The sequence below is a fragment of the Romboutsia faecis genome (assembly GCF_014323405.1).
GTDB classification, from domain to species: Bacteria; Bacillota; Clostridia; order Peptostreptococcales; family Peptostreptococcaceae; genus Romboutsia_E; species Romboutsia_E faecis.
The window spans coordinates 14,100-33,773 of sequence record NZ_JACRWE010000001.1 but is presented as its reverse complement, the minus strand read 5'-3'; the positions used below and the strand labels follow the sequence as shown (position 1 = coordinate 33,773).

Below are 19,674 nucleotides of genomic sequence, written 5' to 3'. Positions count from 1 at the left end.
GAGGCTATAATATACATTTTATGTATATTATAGCCTTCTTTTATTAAAATTATAAAGTTAAAATATATAAGTTATATTAATTTATATATTACCCTATAAACATTTGTGTCCAATATAATTGACCGCTAGCATTTTTAGCAACACCAACACCTATTTGAGTGAAGTTAGAGCTTAATATATTTTTTCTGTGACCTTCAGAATTCATCCAAGCAGTAACAACTTCAGATGGAGTTTTTTGCCCCATAGCTATATTCTCTCCTGCTGTATTGTAGCTTATTCCAAATTGTTTCATCATATCAAATGGTGAACCATAAGTTGGAGAAGTATGATTGAAGTAATTTTTATTTACCATATCTTGAGATTTTATAGTAGCTACATTAGCTAAAGAAGAATTAGATTTAAGAGCGCCTAAACCATATTTAGCTCTTTCTTTATTTACTAGGTTAACAACCTCTTGTTGATAAGCTGTGAAGCTTGTTGAACCTTGATTAGTTGATCCTGAGTTATTAGAATCAGAACCAGTATTGTTATCTGGTTTAGACGTAGAACCATTGTTAGAACCAGTATTGTTATCTGGTTTAGACGTAGAACCATTGTTAGAGCCAGTATTGTTATCTGGTTTAGACGTAGAACCGTTGTTAGAACCAGTATTGTTATCTGGTTTAGACGTAGAACCATTGTCAGAACCAGTATTGTTATCTGGCTTAGATGTAGAATCATTGTTAGAACCAGTATTGTTATCTGGTTTAGATGTAGAACCATTGTTGTTATCAGTATCAGGAACTGATGGCTTATTTGTACAATTTGAGTTTATATTGAATTTATATTTTTTCCCGTTAATACATAAGTAAACAACGCCTTTTGATTTAGTAGTAGTTTTAGTTGTTAAAGCACTAACAGGAACAGCACTACCTGCAGTAATTACAGTTATAGCTCCTATAGCTAATAAAGTTTTTAATTTTTTAATCATAAAAAACACCTCTTCTTTCATTAGTTTAAATATTGAGACAATGTTACGTTTTTGTAACCTTTTATTTAGGGGTCTCCCCCCTTGCAAATCTATCATAACATAGAATTTTGTCGAATTATCATGTAAATAAATGTAAAATATATGGCAGATATGATGAAATTCAGTGATTCTAATGGTTTTATTTATTATTAAAGATATAAAATAATGAACAAAAAATAATGTTAATCATAGAAAAAATAAGATTTTATAGATTTTGAGGATCTATATTTTTACTTTTAGTGAATTGAAAAAATAGAAATAATAGCTATAAAAGTAACAAAAAATTAAGAAAAAGTAAAAAGTTTAAATAAATGAAAATTTCATATGAAATAATGAAGAAAAAATTGCAAACTTAAGTTTAAGAAAAAATTAATTAGAAAATTTACAGATATAAACTATTTAAATCTACTTTTGAATGAGATATTAAAATAAAAGACAAATATTGAAAAATAACAATTTAGAAAATATTAAAATGGGTATTATAATTATAGAAATAAAAATATTTTAATCTAAAGATTGAAATATTTTTTGATGTATTATACTATAAAAAGGTAAAGTTTGGATTTACTGTAATTTTAGAGTGAAAAGGAGAATAAATACTATGTCACAACAATTAGTAAAAGAGAGAGTTATTAAATATCTAATGGAAGACTTATTAGTTCCACATGATATGATAGATACAGATGTACCTTTATCAGAATTTGAAGAAGGTGCAGAAGGTGTTTTAGATATAATTGTAAATGTAAAGGATAGCGAAGATTACTATGCACCGGTTTTAATAGTAAAATGCTTAGATGAAGATGTTGAAATGGAAGGCGAAACTGTTCAAAAACAAGTAGATTTCTTAGAAGATGTAGATAATATAACTATGGCTGGAAGAATGATATTAACTAATGGAAATGAAATGATGTATGCAGATTGGACTGGAGAAGAATACGATACAGAAGCAGAGCTTCCTACATATGATCAAATGGTAAAAGAATTCTTCGAAATGGAAGAAAAGATAAAAGAATTAGAAGCTGAGCATCATCATGGAGATGGATGTGGATGTGGACATGATCATGGTCACCATCATGAAGAAGGACACGAGTGTGGATGCGGTGGACATGATAGTGAAGGTGGATGTTGTGGTGGACATAATCATGATGAACATCATGAGTGTGGATGCGGACATCATCACGAATAATTAGATAAGAAAACTTGACTATAATTTTTAATGATGTTATTATTAAATGGTTAAAATTCACTAATAAAACCGTCAGTGTTGGGGCAAAAATGCTAAGGATTTATTAACAGTGGGATTTATAACGTCGTTCGAAAATAAAAGGCCACAAATTTTGTGGTCTTTTATTTTGTTTAAAATGCAATATATACATAAAAAAAAGGGAATTTGTGATTAGAAGTAGAATTACAAAAAAGCAGTAAAAATATAAATACGAGTGTAAATATTACTATTAGATATGTCTGGTATATAAATTACAAAATATAATAAAAATTTTTAGAAAAATATAATGTAATTTAAAAAAATAAGAAGGTTTTTTCATTTATGTGTAGAATTATTGATAAATAAAGTAATTGACAATTAAATAAAATTAAACTTCTCAAAGTATTGAAGAGGTATTTTTTCATAATTTCAATCATATTATATAGATAAATAGGACTACAGGCACTTTAATATGGAATTTAATAAACTATATGTATAGAAGGGGTTAGATTATGGGGGCTAAAAGAGAAAATACTTATGAAAATTATATTTATGGGGACTCATCAAGTTCATCTAATGCAATGAAAATGTATTTGAAGGAAATTGAAGAGTATAAAATGTTGTCTGCAGTGGAAGAAGTAGAATTAGCAAAGGCGATATGTGATTCTACACCACAAGCTAAAGAACAATTCATAAATGCAAATTACAGACTTGTAGTAAGTATAGCTAAAAAATATAGAAAAGAGAGTGTAGATATGCTTGATTTAATTCAAGCTGGTAATATTGGACTAATAAAAGCTGTAGAAAAATATGATTATACAAAAGGATATAAGTTTAGTACTTATGCAACTTGGTGGATAAAGCAAAGTATAACAAGATATATTGATGATTGTGAAAATACAATTAGAATACCGGTACACCTTCATCAAAGAATAAATTTTGTAAAAAGAAAAAAACAAGAATTATCTAATATACTTCAGAGAGAACCTTCATTAGAAGAACTTGCAGAAGTATGCGATCTTGAAGTTGAAAAAGTTATAGATATATTAAAGAGAGATAAGAATATAGTTTCTTTAGATACTCCGATTAAAGAAGATGAAGATAGCAGTTTAGTTGAATTTATTCCATCTGATGCAAATTTTGCTGATGTAGTAATACATGAGGTTGAACAACATAATTTAAGAGAGAAGATAGAAGAACTATTAACAGGTCTTAGTGAACAGGAACAAAAAGTTTTAAGAATGAGATTTGGATTAGATGATGACGATCCAAAAACGTTAGAAGAAATTGGTAAGGTATTTGGGGTTACTAGAGAACGTATTAGACAGATAGAGGCAAAAGCAATAAGAAAACTTAGACATCCGAGTCGTCTAAAACAATTAAAGCATTTTTATTAGAAGAGCTAGATTTAAAAATATGATGAATTAACTTTAAAGAGTTTTGTATAAAGTATATTATTTCTTTTATATATGCATATAGAGTGCTAAAGATATTAGAAAATATATATTTTTATACAAAACTCATAGATTAATCATCTTATTAATTTGAATCATAGCTCTTTTGTGATTTAATATGCATATTTTATGATTAAATATATTTAAGTATTTTAATAGAGATATATAATACACTAAAATCATATAATTTAGTAGAGATTTTAGTTATGTAGGAGACTGATGAAAATGTATTCTATTAACAGAAAAGCAGAGTTTTACAGATTAAAGAAAGTAATTGAGAATTTAATGAACCATATAGAAATTATGAAAAATGACATTCAAGATGCAAATAATTATAAGAACACCGTCAAAACTTCAGAAAATAAAACATATAAATGTTTAGATAATATTTATATCAATCTTGAAGAGAGTTTAGAGAGTTTGAAGGAGCTTCTTGAACCATTCTTGTTATTTATCATAGGTTCAGGCAATTATGGAAAATCCACCTTAATTAATGCTCTGGTTGAAGAAGATTTAGTAAAGACAAAGGATTTACCAAATACTTGGAAGTTAGACTTATTTTGTAAGTCTAAAATTGAAAAGATTATGATAACTTATGCTAATAAAACATGTATAGAAATGACGCTAGAAGATGGAATTAATTATTTAGATAAGGAGGAAGAGAAGTTTAATAAGTCTAGAAAAAAGATTTTAAAGGTTCTTAAAGAGTATAAGGATAATAATAAAGCTTCAGTTTCAGAACTAAAGGAATATAAAAATATTTTAAAAGAAAAATATTTATATATTTCTGATATAGTTGAAGTAAAGTATTACTTTAATAAAAATGGAATACTTAAAGATTTTATTGTTGTAGATACGCCAGGTCTAAATCAAATTTTGAATAAAAGTATTTTGAATTCAATAGAATATTATTATCAAAAATCAGATGGTATTATTTGGGTAATAGATGCTCAAAATATTATTTCTAAAAAAAGCAATGAATTTATCAATGATATAAATAAATTAAATAATATGCACGATTGCAAAAAGAATATGATTTTAGCTGTAAACAAAATGGATATAATTGAAGATAATAACGAAGATAATGTTACTAAAGTAAAAGAAAAAGTAAATGAAATTTATAGGGATAAATTTGATGATATAATTTTTATTTCAGCAAAAGAAGCTGTAAAAGGAAGAAATATAAAAGATGAAGATTTAATAAATAAAAGTAAAATTAATAATTTAATAAATTCAATTAATAAATATTTCAAGGAGAATTCAGAAAAAAAACAAGTAGAATCTAAGAAGAAAAATTTAAGTTTAATGTCAGATCAAATTATAAAAACTATAGAAATTTATAAAAGAGAACTATATAAAGATATATCTAAATATAATAAATCTAAATTAGAATTAAATGAAAAAGTAAATTATAGTAAAGAATATGTGAATCATTTGTTATTAGATATGAAAAATACATCTTATTATAAAGAAATTAATATAAATGATTTAGAAAAACAATTAAAAGAAATTGAGATAATTTGCAATAATGAACTAAATAAATTATGGAAAAACTTTTATAAACAATCCAATTTTACAAATCAACTAGAAGATGACTACTTATCTATTAATATCCACTTGACTAAAAATAAAAATTTAATAGCAGATTACAGTCTAATAAAGTCTTTAAATCATCTATATAAAAAAGAATCTCTAAGAGAGAAATTGATTAAATCTATTGATACAAGAAAGTCAAACAATTCTAAGATATTATATGATAATGAACTATTCATAAAAAGCAAAATTCAAGCTAAATTCAATACATTAATTAAAGAATCTATAAATGAAGTAAATGAAAAATTTAGTCAAATCGAAACTATAATTAAGGAGATTAGGGAAAGTAGTTTTAAAAAAAAGTATATGGATTACAGAAATATAGAAAAGCATATTAAAAATTTAGATATGGTTTACAATATTCTAAAGAGTTTGAGGTGATATTATGAAAGATGTAAAGGAAAGTATATATGAAGTAAAAGAGTATTTTTTAAAATCTCCATTAAGAGACAAATTAGCAAAAGGAGAGGGAATACCTTTTAAAAATTTAGTTATAAATGATTTACATGATAATATGACAAATATTGAAATATTAGATAAAAGTGAGTCTAAGCCTTTAAAAGTAGTAGTTGTAGGAGAAGTAAAATCAGGTAAATCTACACTTGTAAATGCATTGTTAAAAAAGGATATAAGCGAAATTGATGTGTTAGAAGCAACATCATCTATAATAGAAATATCTTATGGAGATGAATATGAATCAAAAATAGTAGATGGAGCTATAAATATATCATTAAATTTAGAGATTTTAAAAAGAATAAATATAGTTGATACACCCGGTCTAAGAAGTATGACTACTAAAAATGAAAATAAGACATTAAACTATATACAAAATGCAGATTTTATAATATTTGTAATAGATGCAACTCATATTGGTCAAGAAGATATAATAGATGTCTTAGAATTAATAGAATCTTTTAAAAAGCCGATAATTGGAGTAATAAACAAATGTGATTTATTAGATAGTGATAAAATGGAATTAATGGATTACATACAAGAAGAGTATGGAATTTATATAGATAAGTTTTTCTTAATATCTTCTTATTTAGAGTATGAGGAGAAACTTAATTCTAATAAAGTTGAAGAAAATGAAAATAAAATAATAAATAACTATGAAGAACTTAAAGAAGATTTCTCAAATTTTATAAAGTATATAGAAGATTTATATAGAGATTCGCAAGAAGTAAAGTATGAAAGTATTAATTACTCCCTTCAAGGGATAATTCAAAAAGAAGTGTTATGCAATTACGATTATTTCAAGAGTATATTAATGATAGAAGAGGAAACTAATAAATATGAAAAAATACTTAGAAATAAATTAGATTATATAAGTTCAAAAATGAATTATGAAATTGACGATTGGATAGATAGAGTTTTTTTGTGTAATCAGCTTGGTAAAATAAAAGAAAATCTAGACAGTGCCAGTGATTATATAAATGAGAATTATATAAATCAATATATAAATGAAAAGAAAGATGAATTAGATAAATTATTCTTTGAAGAATGGGAAGAGTGTTTAAATGAAGTTGAGTATGAAATAAACACTAATATTAATAAGAATGTAGAGCGTGTATATTATAAAAATGAATTTTTAAATTCTACACATTATAAGGTAGATAAAGAAGATATAAATATAAATGAAGTACTAGCTACAGTAGGAACAGGAGCACTTTTAGGGGTGACATCAGGAGGAATAGCATCCGTTTATGCAGCAGCAGTAGGTTCTAGTGCAGCTTCAATGACGATAGGGACAGCGCTTATGGTGTATTGCCCTCCGTTATTAGTTGCAGGAACTATAAGTGGAGCAGTAGGAAAGTTAATATATGAAAAGGTTAAAATTAATAATAGAAGTAAAAATATACTAAATGATATAGAACAATTTATAGGAGAACTTAAAGAGTCTGTAAAATCAGAACTAAAATCAAATTACTATAAGTGTAGTGAAGAAATAGTAACTACGGCTAGTGAGATATTTAAAAAAGAAAAAGGAATAACTATGAGTAAATATGGACTGGAGGAATTTATAAAAGAAATTGAGACATATATTAAAGAATTAAAACAATATATAAAAGAGTAAGTAAATTCATTTAACAAAAGATTACATTTCATCATATACTAAAATACGACTATAAAGTAAGGTGAATGTCATAATGATAAGCTTAAGTCTATGTATGATAGTTAAAGATGAAGAAGAGGTTATAAGAAGATGTTTAGATAGCGTAATAAATATAGTGGATGAAATTATTATTGTAGATACAGGTTCAACTGACAAAACAAAAGAAATAGCAAAAGAATATACAAGAAAAGTATATGATTTTAAGTGGATAGATGATTTTTCAGAAGCTAGAAACTTTTCATTTAGTAAGGCAAGTAAAGAATATATATTATGGATGGATGCAGATGAGTATTTTGACAAGGAAAATCAAGAAAAGTTAATTAAATTAAAGAACAACTTATCTAATAATATAGATGCAGTAACTTTTGAGACTAATATGTTAGATTGTAATAATACATGTATTACTTTTATAGGTAGAAGAAATAGAATAGTCAAAAAAGGTAAAGATTTTAGATGGATAGGATTTGTCCATGAATATATAGATATAAGTGGAGAAATTTTAGATAGTAATATTGCTATTATACACCATAAAGTAAAAAGTGTAAGTGATAGAAATCTTAAATTATATAGAAAGAATGTAGAAGCTGGTAATAAATTAAGTGATAGAGATTTATATTATTATGGAAAAGAGTTATATTGCAACAGATATTATGAAGAAGCAATAAAAGTATTAGAAGAATTTACAACTAAAGCAATATGGGTAGAAGAAATAATTGATTCATTATGCAAAATAGGTAAATGTTATTTATTTTTAAATGATCATAAAAAATCAAGGGAATATTTTTATAAATGTTTTGAATATACTTGCCCAAATATTAATATATTCTATAATATAGCAGAATCATTTGAACTTCAAAAGGAATATTTAAAAGCAACAACATGGTATGAAGCTATCCTTAAATTAGAGGAAAGTGAAAAGTTTATGTGCTGTGAAAATATAGATTATCTCAACTTTAATGTCAATTTAAGTCTATGTGTATGTAATTTTGAATTGGGTTGTATAAATAAATCTTATTATCATCATCTGAAATGTAAAGAAATAAACCCTTTAAATCAATGTGTTATAAAAAATGATGAAATTTTTAGAAATATAATAACAAAAAATTAAACTCATAAAATAAAGGCCTAGGTAATTTTCCTAGGCTTTAAATATGTTTTTTAAATTTATTTGTAGTTTTATAAATAAACATAGCACAACTTTTTATTAATGAGTCAATGTAATCTTCGTCTTTATCAAGATCTTCGTCTGAGTATAGCTTTGTAACATCCATTCCTAAGAGTAAATTTATACTCATAATTCGATTAAGTTGAATACATACCATAGATAAAAAATATATTAGGCAAAGACTAATGATTGACAAACTAATAAGAGTGAAAATAACCATAATATCCCCCCAATGGAACAGAAATACATTCCCTTTAATTTAATTCTACTATATTCGTTGTTTTATATCACTATAAAAAAAAATATAAAATATTAACAATAATGACAAAATAAAACGAAATATTACAAAAAAATACAAACTACATAGTATTTTTTATGATAAAAAAGATAAAAAATAATACTTATTGTATAAAAAAATAGAATATTATTGACTGATAAAACTATAATATAGTATTTTATTTACGAGTAGTTAGTTTTTATTAAGACTAACCAAATAAATGGAGGATAAGAAAGTGAGTAATAAAACATCAGAAAAGAAGATACCTTCTTTCAGTATAGTAGAAACAATAATAATTAATCCTAAAATAAATGGAAATACTGTTCGTTTACAATTTGAATTAAGAGAAAATAAAGAGATAACAGTCATAGGGGGTATTGATTCAATAACAAACTTTTTTGAATTAGATATTGTAGAGAAAATAGATAATGGATATAAACTTGGAATTAGAAAAGTTGATGATATAAAACGTAATCCAAAATCATATAAGTATTTTATAAATGTGTGTAATTATAAAAAGGAAGTTGTATATTCTCTAAAAAAACATTTTAGATTACCGCAAGAAGAAACTTTGTACTTTTATAGGCCAGATATATTTTTAATGAATGAAAAAGAAACAATAGAATTTGTAAAGAAAAGAAAACACTATAATAATTTTAATAAATTTATGAGAAACACTATTAAGAGGCAACAATTACTTCATAGAATGTTAAATATACCATATAAGTTGAATTACAATATAATCACTTTACTAAAAGTAAAAGTAATATAAAAGTCTGGATTAAATCCAGACTTTTTTTATTAAAAAAATATTATAAGCAATGAAAAATATAAATTCTCATTTATTCAAAAAAATTCAAGTATAATTGCATATAAAAAACAGGTTTGTACAATGATTTTTATAATGATATAATTTTTTATTAGAAAAATTAGGAGCTTTTAAGGGAGGATTACATATTGAATAATGACACATTTGGAATACTATTAGATCAGTTATTGTATATATCTAATCAGAAAAAGAGCACTATCGCAAAAGAATTAGGTTATGATATCTCTTATATCAGTAAATGGATATCGGGAAAGAACTTGCCAACATCTAAAAATATAAACAAGGTATGTAAGTCTATATCGAATTTTATAGTTAAGTCTTTAGATACTATATCGTATGAAGATATGATAAACTACTTTGGATTAAATATAGACGAATGTGATAAGGAATTTTTATCAAAATATATATTCAGAGAATTAAAAGAATCTTATATAAAAACTCCAACTAAAAGGGTTCATAAAATACCTAAAGATACTCAATTAGAAATGAATTATAATAGTTTAGCTAGTATAAATACAAAACTTAGAAAGCTTTATTTAGAAAATGAAATGGATATATATATGAAAGAAAATAAAGATATTGATATTACAATAGTTGCTGATTTATTTAGATTAAATAATAGTGAAAAGATATCTTTATCTGACATGAAAAAAACTATACACAATATGAAAAACAATAGCAATGTTAGAGTAAAGTTTATAACTAGTTTTATGGGAAAAAGCAAGAATATTATAATGGATTCAATATTAATTATTAACATGATATCTACACATCCTGAAGTAAATTTAGAAATATATAATTGCGAGATTACAAGTGATGCTCAGTTTTTTATAATTAAGGATAGAATCATAAATTCATCTATATTTACTAAGGATGGTAAATGTATATTTAGCACATTATCAAAAGAAAAAAAGACTATAGATGAATTGTATTATAGTATTGAAGATTCATTAAAATTACAAGGTAAGCCTATATATGAAAGGAAAATGAGTACATCTATTATTAAGAATAATATATATGCTCAATATATATTAGGAAATGACTTGAAGTGGTTAATTGGATCTATGAACGAATTATTTATGCCAGAAGAACTATTTATTGAAATATCAGAGAGTATATTTGGTGAAAATAAAGACATAATGGATGAATTAAGGAAGATTAATATATTTTTAAATAATAAGACATATAAATCGAAATTAAAAGTATTGATATATGAAAATGAACTTAGAAGATATATATCATCTGGAGAACTTAGATTTTTTAATACTCCAGTTAAGTTAAGTTTTAAACAAATAGAAAAACATATAGAATACATGGTAAAAATATTAAAAGAAAATCCTTATTTAAATATAAAACTTATTGAAGGAGATTTTATCAATGAATTTAAAGATAAGTTAAATCCATCAATGTATTTGTCTAAGAATGTTAAATTAACAACAATTAACTCTAACAACTTTATAAATGAATATGCGGTGATAGCTGACAATCAATTTAAATCTATATGCAATAATATGTTTGAAGAAATGTGGGATAATAGAAATGATGTAACTTTAGATAATAAAGAAGAAATAATAGAAAATATAATAGAGTTTTTAAGTTACACAAAGATAGTTAATGAAAATTTTAAGAAATCTATGAAACAATAATTTTAATGAATAACTTGAATTTTAGTTAACGTCTATGTTGACTCTTGTAAAAAATAAAAATAAACTATGTCTGTAAATAGCTATCTATGAATATATATTATAGATTTATTAAGGATACTTAGGAGGAAACACAATGCAGAAAACTATTTATTTTAATGGAACAATTATAACAGTAGATGATAAAAATACGATAGCAGAAGCTGTTTTAGTTGAAAATGGTAAAATAGCTAAAGTTGGGACTAACGATGATGTTTTATCCATGAAAGATGAAGATATTAAATTAGTAGACTTAGAAGGAAAAACTATGGTTCCAGGATTTATAGATCCTCATGGTCATATAGTGGCGATATCTCAAACATTACTACTAGTTCAATTAGCAGAAGTGACTTCAAGAGAAGAAATGATAGAAAAATTAATTAATTTCAAGAATAATACTACATTACCTGAAGGATCATGGTTAATAGGATTTGGATATGATAACTCAAAATTTGATGATAAAGAGCATCCAACTAAAGTTGATTTAGATAAAGTAAGTACAGAAATACCCGTTTATGTTACGCATGCATCAGGACATCTAGCTGTTGCTAACACGTTAGGATTAGATTTATTTGGATATGGAGGAACTGATTATGAAGTTCCAGAAGGTGGAGTTGTTAGGACTGTAAGTGATAATTCAAAAGAAGCGAATGGTATATTAGAAGAAAATGCAATAATGGCTCCAGAAAAAAAAGGTATAATACCTGCACCTGCATTTGAGCAAGTTTTAGATAGTTTAGTCAAGGCTCAAGATTTATATGCATCATTAGGGATAACAACTGCTCAAGATGCTAGCTTAGATGAAGGATATGACCAAATGTTAACAACTGCAGGAAGCATGGGTAAATTAAAAATAGATATATTAGGATATGCAATACAACATCTAACTGCTAAAATGATGAAAAACGAAGGAACTCCAAAAAGAGAGTATAAAAATCATTATAAAATAGGAGGGGGAAAAACTTGGCTAGATGGATCTCCTCAAGGTAAAACTGCTTGGTTAACTAAGCCTTACTATGAGGTTCCAGAAGGGGAACCAAAAGATTATTGTGGATATAGAACTCAAACTGATGAAACTATGATAGAATACTACAAAACTTGTATAGAAAATAATTGGCAAGTTCATACACATGCTAATGGTGATGCGGCAATGGATCAATTCTTCAGATGTTATGAAAAAGCTTTAGAATTAACTGGAAGTAAAAAAGAGTTAAGACCAGTAATAGTTCACTGTCAAGCTATGAGAAGAGATCAAGTTAAGAAAGCGGCTGAGTTAGGTGCTATACCAACGTTTTTCAATGATCATGTTTGGTTCTGGGGAGACTATCACTATGAATCAGTATTTGGTCCAGAAAGAGCTCAAAATATATCTCCACTTGGATGGGCATTAGAAGAAGGATTAAAGTTTACTCTACACCAAGATCCACCAGTAAAATTACCAAATCAAATACTAGGTATGCACAATGCAGTTAACAGAAAAACTCAGTCTGGAAGAGTACTAGGAGAACAACACAAGATATCACCTTTAGAAGCATTAAAGGCAGTAACGATAAATGGTGCCTATGAATACTTTGAAGAAGACATAAAGGGAAGCATCGAAGAAGGAAAATATGCTGACTTTGTAATTCTTGATAAAAATATATTAGAAGTAAAACCAGAAGAAATAAAGGATATAAAAGTTCTTGAAACAATAAAAGAAGGAAATACTATATATAAAGCATAATAATATTTTAAGGATAAAATATAATAAAAAAGTCTGGAAATTACCAGACTTTTTTTATTATATAAATATATTATAAATAGTAGTTGTTAAGAAACATACTATAAAGGCTAGACAAGTAGGAAGTAAAAAACCAACAACAGTCCATTTTAAACTACCAGTTTCTCTTTTAATAGTTAATAATGTTGTAGCACAAGGCCAGTGGAGTAAGCTAAATAACATTACATTAAGAGCTGTTAAATAAGTCCAACCATGTTCAATTAATACACTACCTAAAGCAAAGTTATCCATTTCAATCATAGAGCCTGTAGAAAGATAGGCCATTAAAAGAATTGGTATAACAATTTCATTAGCAGGAAATCCTAATATAAATGCTAATAATATAAATCCATCGAGCCCAATTACTTTAGCTATAGGATCCAAAAAGTTTGCGACATGAACTAATATACTAACATCACCAATGTATATGTTTGCACATATCCAAATAATTATACCTGCAGGAATTGCAATAGTAATGGCTCTACCTAATACGAATATAGTTCTATCAACTATAGAAGTATAAATTACTCTACCTATTTGAGGAGTTCTATATGGTGGTAACTCTAAAGTAAAAGTAGATGGAACCCCTTTAAGCATAGTTTTAGATAATATATAAGATACAATTAAAGTTGTAATAACTCCAAGTATTATTAATAAGGTAATGCATAAAGCAGTAGATACACTTGCAAAAGCAGAATTAGTAATCATAGATGTAAAGAATATAGTTGAAATAGCAATTAAAGTTGGAAATCTACCATTACATGGAACAAAGTTATTAGTAAGTATAGCAATAAGTCTTTCTCTAGGAGAGTCTATTATTCTACAACCAATAACACCAGCAGCATTACAACCAAATCCCATACACATAGTTAAACATTGCTTACCATGACAACATGCTTTTTTAAATAAATGGTCCAAATTAAAAGCAACTCTAGGTAGATATCCTAAATCCTCTAGCAAAGTAAATAAAGGGAAGAATATTGCCATAGGAGGTAGCATTACAGATATAACCCAAGCTAAAGTTTTATAAAGACCATCTACTAACATACCACTTAACCAAACTGGAGCCCCTATTGAGTTTAAAGCATCTGTCAAATGAGGTTGTAAGCCAAATAAGAAATTTGCTAACAGCTCAGATGGATAATTAGCTCCTTCTATAGTTATCCAAAGTATTAAGGCAAGTAATATAAGCATTATAGGCATACCAAAATATTTTGAAGTAAGTATTTTATCTATTTTTTCATCTCTATCTATTTTATTTTTAGATTTTATCATAGTACACTTTTTACTTAATGAACTAGCAATGTCGTAGTTTACTTTAGTAAATTCATCTCTTATATTTTTAATAGAATTTATCTTTGGTAACTTATGTTTTATTTCTTCAAGAGATTCATTATAGTCAAATGTTATATATTCATTCATAGATTCTAAAATACTTTTATCCCCATCTAATAATCTAAGACCTAACCACCTAGGATTAAGATCTGGAATTAACTCATGTAAGTCATTTTTTATTAAATTAACACTACTTTCTATTTCTTCTCCATATGTTATAGGTTTATTGTTAAATTTATATTTACCTGATGATACTTTATCTATAGCTTCAAGCAAATCATTCATACCGTAACCAGATCGGGCTGCGGTTAAAACGACTGGAATTCCAAGTTCTTTTTCAAGTATGGTTTTATCAATTTGTATACCTTTCTTTTTTGCTTCATCTACTAAATTGATGCATAAAATCACCTTATCAGTTAACTCCATTACTTGAAATGCTAAGTTTAAATTTCTTTCCAAGCAGTTAGCATCACATACTACAATAACTGCATCAGGTTTACCAAAGCAAATGAAATCTCTTGCAACAACCTCTTCTTGAGATAAAGCAAATAAAGAATAGGTGCCAGGTAAGTCTATTAAAGCATAATCCTTATTATTATGTTTAAAATCTCCTCTAGCTGTAGCTACAGTTTTACCTGGCCAATTACCTGTATGCTGCTTAAGCCCAGTTAGATAATTAAACACAGTACTTTTTCCTGTATTAGGATTTCCAGCCAAAGCTATAACATATTGATCTTCCTTTTTTTCTATATCAAACATGTCTTTTAAAGATTTTGTTTTAGTACTTTGATGAGTTAGGCCCATATTTATAATCCCCCTTAAATAAATGATAGTAAAATTAAATAGATGACACTAATATTAGACTACTTTCTTCACGACGTAGGGCTATTTTAGTACCCCTGATATTATAAACTGTCAAGTTATTTTTTGGTCCTTTTCTAACAACATCTATTAAAGCACCCTCAGTTAAGCCAAGTGCAAGCATTCTTTCTCTTAAATTTCCATCAGATAAAAGTCCTTCTACTTTTACTGTATTTTTAGCTTGAATATCAGCAAGGTTTTTCATGACACACCTCCAAGTTAAATTTTAGCCTAAGCTAACATTCTTAATTTAATTTATGCATTATTAGACAGGTTTGTTACCTAAAATTTAAAAAATAGTAATTAATATAAGTTTTTAAAATATACATTAATATAAGTAGATATTGAGGTGATTTTTTGAATAAGAGAGAAGAGTATTACACATTTAATGAGTATATGAAATATAACTCTTTAACACCAAGTGAAGAGGATTATATAGAGATGATTTATAGATTGTCTTTAAATGAAGATAAAATAAAGTTAAAAGAAATATCAACTTCTCTAAATATTAAACCTCCTTCAGTAACAAAAATGATAAAGAAGTTAGAAAGTAAAAACTTATTAATTTATAGAAAATATGATTATATACAGTTGACTGATATAGGAGAAATAGTAGGAAAGAGGCTATTCGATAGACATAACGTAGTCTATTCTTTTTTGGAAACCATAGGTCTAAAGGAATATATTCATGAGGAAACAGAAAAAATAGAACATACTATTAGCATAGAAACACTTTTAAGGATTGATGAACTTATTAATTTCTTTGGAGAAAATGAATCATTACTGAAGAAATTTAGAGAATATCAAAATTTATAGCTAATGATATGAGCTATTAGAATATATTGTAAAAATAAATGATGAAAACTACTATGATTTTTTTCAAAAATTAGTACAAGATTGAAAATAAGCGGCATATCTATAATCATATAGAAGAATTGGATGGGTGGTGTATTATGAATCTTGGTAAGATTTTAGATAACGTTGATATATTAGACATATATGGAGACATTGATATAGATATTAAAAGCGTTGAATTTGATTCAAGAAAAGTTAAAAATGATGGGTTATTTATATGCGTAAATGGAGCTAATGTTAATGGGCATATGTTTATAAATAAAGCTATAGATAATGGGGCAAAAGCATTCTTAATAAGTGAAGATGTACATATGGTAGAAGGATATACTTTTATTAAAGTAAAGGATATAAAAAAATCAATGGCTAAAATAGCTAGTAATTTTTATAATAATCCAAGTGAAAATTTAGATATAATAGGGGTTACGGGAACAAATGGAAAAACGAGTATAACTACATTTTTAAGTCAAATATTAAATATAGATCATAAGTGCGGTGTGATAGGGACAATAAAAATATATGATGGAATTTATGAGATACCTTCTCAAAATACTACTCCTGAGTCCCTAGATTTACAAAAATCACTTTATAATATGTCAAAAAATAAATGTGAATATTGTTCTATGGAGGTATCGTCTCATTCTCTAGCATTAAATAGAATTGATGGGGTTGATATCAAAATCGGTATATTTACTAACTTAACAGAAGATCACTTAGATTTTCATAAGAATTTAGATGAATATAGGAATGTAAAAGAACAATTATTCTACAAAACAAGTAAAGCAAATATTATAAATATAGATGATGAATCAGGGAGAATTATTTTAAATCATATAAAAGATTTAAATACACCATACTATACATATGGTATAGAAAGAGATGCAGATTTTATGGCGAAAAACATAGAAATGGACTCTAATGGAATATATTACACATTAGTAACACCTACATATGAAGCTAAAATTAGAGTGCCAGTACCTGGAAAATTTACAGTATACAACACATTATCGGTTATAGGTGCTTGCTATGTTTTAAATATACCTATAGAGACAATAAAAAAAGGACTTGAAAATTCAGAAGGTATAGAAGGAAGATTTGAACTTGTAAAAAATGATAAAGAATATAATATAATCGTTGATTATGCACATACACCAGATGCTCTAAAGAATATTTTAAGTGCAGTAAAAGAATTTTCTAAAGGCAAAATAATAACTGTTTTTGGATGTGGTGGAGATAGGGACAAACAAAAAAGACCTATAATGGGAAAAATAGTACAGGAAAATTCAGATGTAGCTATAATAACATCAGATAATCCAAGAACTGAAAATCCAAAAGAAATAATTAATGATATATTACATGGAATTAATAATAAAATAAATAACTACATAGTAATAGAAGATAGAAAAAAAGCAATAGAAAAAGCTATAAATATAGCTAAAAAAAATGACATAGTTTTAATTGCAGGAAAAGGACATGAAACTTATCAAATAATTGGAAAAGTTAAATATGACTTTGACGATAGAGAAATTGCTAAAAAATTTATAGATACAATAAATATAAATAATTAAGAAATCTCAAGATTAAGTGAGCATAAGTATAAATACATAATCAATTAATATTTAATATATGAATATACTATATATTAGTATAATAAGTACTGTATTTAAACTTAGCTCACTAATTTTATGCCTTAACTAAAGAAACTTATAATTTCATTTTAATATGAGGGATTCCAGCTTCATCATATACATCTGAGATTTCTTCAAATCCACAAGATAAGTAAAGATTTTTTATGTACATCTGAGCAGATAAAATTATATGAATTTCATTAAGATTATTTTTGATAAAGTCTATAGCATGAATAATCATTGATTTAGCTAGATTTTTTCTTCTATGACTTTGCATCACTAAAACTCTTCCAATAGAAGCCTCTCCATAGGAACTAAACTCTTTAGGAATTATCCTTAAATAAGAGATAATATGGTCATTTTCTTCAAGAAAAAGGTGAAAACAGTTTTTATCTATATCATCAAAATCATTCTCACTAAATATTTTTTGCTCACAGGCAAAAACTTCGTATCTACATTTTGCAATTTCATACAATTCATTGATTGATAATTCGTTAAAATGCTTTACTTTAAACACGTCAAACCTCCAAAAACTTTTTAATTTATTATAACAAAATAATATTTTTTAATCTATTGAATATACATTATTAAAAAAAGTGGTATACTTAAATTTAAATAATAAAATTCCATTATTTTGATTAATATATATAATTGCTGTAAATCAATATAAGAGGATGGAGGTTATAAAATTGAACTCTACAAAAAAGATGACTGAAGCTGCACTATTAACATCTTTATTTATAGTTATTACAATAATTTCTGTGAGTACTGGTTTTGGATATGCAGTGTATCTGGATTTTGCGGTGCCTATATTCTTTTGCATAATATATTTAAAATGTGACTTTAAATATACAGTATTATCAAGTGTAAGTTCATTATTAATAGTATCATTAGTTTTAGGGAACATAGGAACAGCAATATGGATGATTCAAAGTATTATACTTGGATTAACTTGCGGTGTACTGCTTGCAAAATCTACGACAATAATAGATGACTTTATTTTTGGATCAATACTAGGTGTTATACTTATGGTATTTGTAGATATTTATGCATCCACATTAATTGGATATAGCTTTATGAGTGAGTTTCAAGGTTATGCAAATATGTTTACAAATAAAAGATACATAGACTTAATATATTATATTTTAATAGCACTGCTTCCTATGGGAACGATATTTAGTATTTATTTCTTATCACTAATTTTAGGTAAGAAGTTAAATATATTAAAAGAAAACTCTAAAAAGAAATTATATATGATGAAAAACTTTAAGAATTGTGGAAGATATATATGCTCTTCGAAAAAAGTATTTTATTCTTGTGTTATTTATATATTATTTATAGAAGTATTAAATCTAATAGGAGTTAGATTTGAACAAACTTATATTAAAACAATATTAATATCCTCAGAGTATATATGTTTATATTTTGTAATAAGGGATGCATTTGTATTAGTTCAAAATTATATTTTGCTAAAATACAAAAAAAACATATATATAAGAATTTTTTCAATAATAATTGCGGTAGCTTTAGTATTTTTATTAAAAATAACTACAGCAGTATTAGTAATTTTTAATGTTATTTTAGATAAAAAAGTAAATATAAGAATAAATCAAACTAAATTAGTTAACAACTATGTGAACCAATTAATTTACAGATAATCTATTTTATAGAAATAAAATCGTACTATTGAATAATATATAAAATCTTGTGTATAATAATAAAAAAGGTTGACAAATTTTGAAAATCGCCATATATTAGAATTAACAATTATATTAAATAAAGCAATGAAGAGAAGAAGTAAATTTAATGTAGTTTAACAGAGAGTTCCCGGTAGGTGAGAGGGGCTAAACAAGTTTTTTTGAATACATCTCAGAGCTATATCTCCCAAAGATAACAACTAGTAGGAGTTTATC

16 protein-coding genes and 1 other annotated feature (1 of these 17 cut by a window edge) are annotated in these 19,674 nt (G+C 25.9%); of the genes, 11 read left to right on the top strand and 5 right to left on the bottom strand.

The annotated features are described in order from the left end of the window. Window positions 1-88: 88 nt before the first annotated feature. Window positions 89-970: a CAP domain-containing protein gene (locus tag H8923_RS00150; RefSeq protein WP_243139998.1), complete on the bottom strand. Its 882-nt coding sequence runs from the start codon at window positions 968-970 to the stop codon at window positions 89-91. A gap of 640 nt (window positions 971-1,610) precedes the next feature. Between H8923_RS00150 and H8923_RS00145 the strand changes: the two genes are divergently transcribed. From H8923_RS00145 to H8923_RS00125, 5 genes are all read left to right on the top strand, one after another. Then, window positions 1,611-2,195, top strand: a complete 585-nt coding sequence (locus H8923_RS00145; protein WP_153973021.1) for a type I restriction enzyme HsdR N-terminal domain-containing protein — start codon at window positions 1,611-1,613, stop codon at window positions 2,193-2,195. A 530-nt stretch (window positions 2,196-2,725) separates the two neighbouring features. Beyond that, window positions 2,726-3,610, top strand: a complete 885-nt coding sequence (locus H8923_RS00140; RefSeq protein WP_153973022.1) for a sigma-70 family RNA polymerase sigma factor — start codon at window positions 2,726-2,728, stop codon at window positions 3,608-3,610. 282 nt (window positions 3,611-3,892) lie between these two features. Continuing rightward, window positions 3,893-5,641, top strand: a complete 1,749-nt coding sequence (locus H8923_RS00135; RefSeq protein WP_172976758.1) for a dynamin family protein — start codon at window positions 3,893-3,895, stop codon at window positions 5,639-5,641. Window positions 5,642-5,645: 4 nt separating this feature from the next. Continuing rightward, entirely contained in the window at window positions 5,646-7,334 is a 1,689-nt protein-coding gene (locus H8923_RS00130; RefSeq protein WP_153973024.1) for a dynamin family protein, read from the top strand. 73 nt (window positions 7,335-7,407) lie between these two features. Then, on the top strand, window positions 7,408-8,481 hold the full coding sequence (locus H8923_RS00125) for a glycosyltransferase (RefSeq protein WP_153973025.1): 1,074 nt from the start codon (window positions 7,408-7,410) through the stop codon (window positions 8,479-8,481). A gap of 37 nt (window positions 8,482-8,518) precedes the next feature. Here the strand turns inward: H8923_RS00125 and H8923_RS00120 are convergent, their stop codons facing one another. After that, window positions 8,519-8,758, bottom strand: coding sequence for a hypothetical protein (locus H8923_RS00120; protein ID WP_187127792.1), 240 nt, complete (start codon window positions 8,756-8,758; stop codon window positions 8,519-8,521). Window positions 8,759-9,050: 292 nt separating this feature from the next. Here H8923_RS00120 and H8923_RS00115 point away from each other — a divergent pair, with 292 nt between their 5' ends. The 3 genes from H8923_RS00115 to H8923_RS00105 all read left to right on the top strand — a co-directional run bounded on the left by H8923_RS00115 (window position 9,051) and on the right by H8923_RS00105 (window position 13,049). Further along, window positions 9,051-9,587, top strand: a complete 537-nt coding sequence (locus H8923_RS00115; RefSeq protein ID WP_153973027.1) for a hypothetical protein — start codon at window positions 9,051-9,053, stop codon at window positions 9,585-9,587. A 185-nt stretch (window positions 9,588-9,772) separates the two neighbouring features. Then, a complete protein-coding gene (locus H8923_RS00110) occupies window positions 9,773-11,290 on the top strand; it encodes a hypothetical protein (protein WP_153973028.1) in 1,518 nt (505 codons plus the stop codon). A gap of 133 nt (window positions 11,291-11,423) precedes the next feature. Beyond that, the gene (locus tag H8923_RS00105) at window positions 11,424-13,049 is read left to right on the top strand and encodes an amidohydrolase (RefSeq protein WP_153973029.1); all 1,626 of its coding nucleotides are present in this window, start codon (window positions 11,424-11,426) and stop codon (window positions 13,047-13,049) included. A 57-nt stretch (window positions 13,050-13,106) separates the two neighbouring features. On the opposite strand, the gene feoB is transcribed toward H8923_RS00105, so the two are convergent. Next, entirely contained in the window at window positions 13,107-15,224 is a 2,118-nt protein-coding gene (feoB, locus tag H8923_RS00100; protein WP_153973030.1) for a ferrous iron transport protein B, read from the bottom strand. A 34-nt stretch (window positions 15,225-15,258) separates the two neighbouring features. Further along, a complete protein-coding gene (locus H8923_RS00095) occupies window positions 15,259-15,486 on the bottom strand; it encodes a FeoA family protein (RefSeq protein WP_147542599.1) in 228 nt (75 codons plus the stop codon). Window positions 15,487-15,638: 152 nt separating this feature from the next. On the opposite strand from H8923_RS00095, the gene H8923_RS00090 reads away from it, so the two are divergent. After that, entirely contained in the window at window positions 15,639-16,097 is a 459-nt protein-coding gene (locus H8923_RS00090) for a metal-dependent transcriptional regulator (RefSeq protein ID WP_153973031.1), read from the top strand. 137 nt (window positions 16,098-16,234) lie between these two features. Next, window positions 16,235-17,701, top strand: a complete 1,467-nt coding sequence (locus tag H8923_RS00085) for a UDP-N-acetylmuramoyl-L-alanyl-D-glutamate--2,6-diaminopimelate ligase (RefSeq protein ID WP_153973032.1) — start codon at window positions 16,235-16,237, stop codon at window positions 17,699-17,701. A 136-nt stretch (window positions 17,702-17,837) separates the two neighbouring features. Here the strand turns inward: H8923_RS00085 and H8923_RS00080 are convergent, their stop codons facing one another. Next, the gene (locus H8923_RS00080) at window positions 17,838-18,278 is read right to left on the bottom strand and encodes a GNAT family N-acetyltransferase (protein ID WP_187127791.1); all 441 of its coding nucleotides are present in this window, start codon (window positions 18,276-18,278) and stop codon (window positions 17,838-17,840) included. Between the two features lie 172 nt (window positions 18,279-18,450). On the opposite strand from H8923_RS00080, the gene H8923_RS00075 reads away from it, so the two are divergent. Next, window positions 18,451-19,419, top strand: coding sequence for a DUF2232 domain-containing protein (locus tag H8923_RS00075; protein ID WP_153973033.1), 969 nt, complete (start codon window positions 18,451-18,453; stop codon window positions 19,417-19,419). Window positions 19,420-19,536: 117 nt separating this feature from the next. Further along, window positions 19,537-19,674 (top strand) — a binding site (T-box leader); it runs 116 nt beyond the window's last position.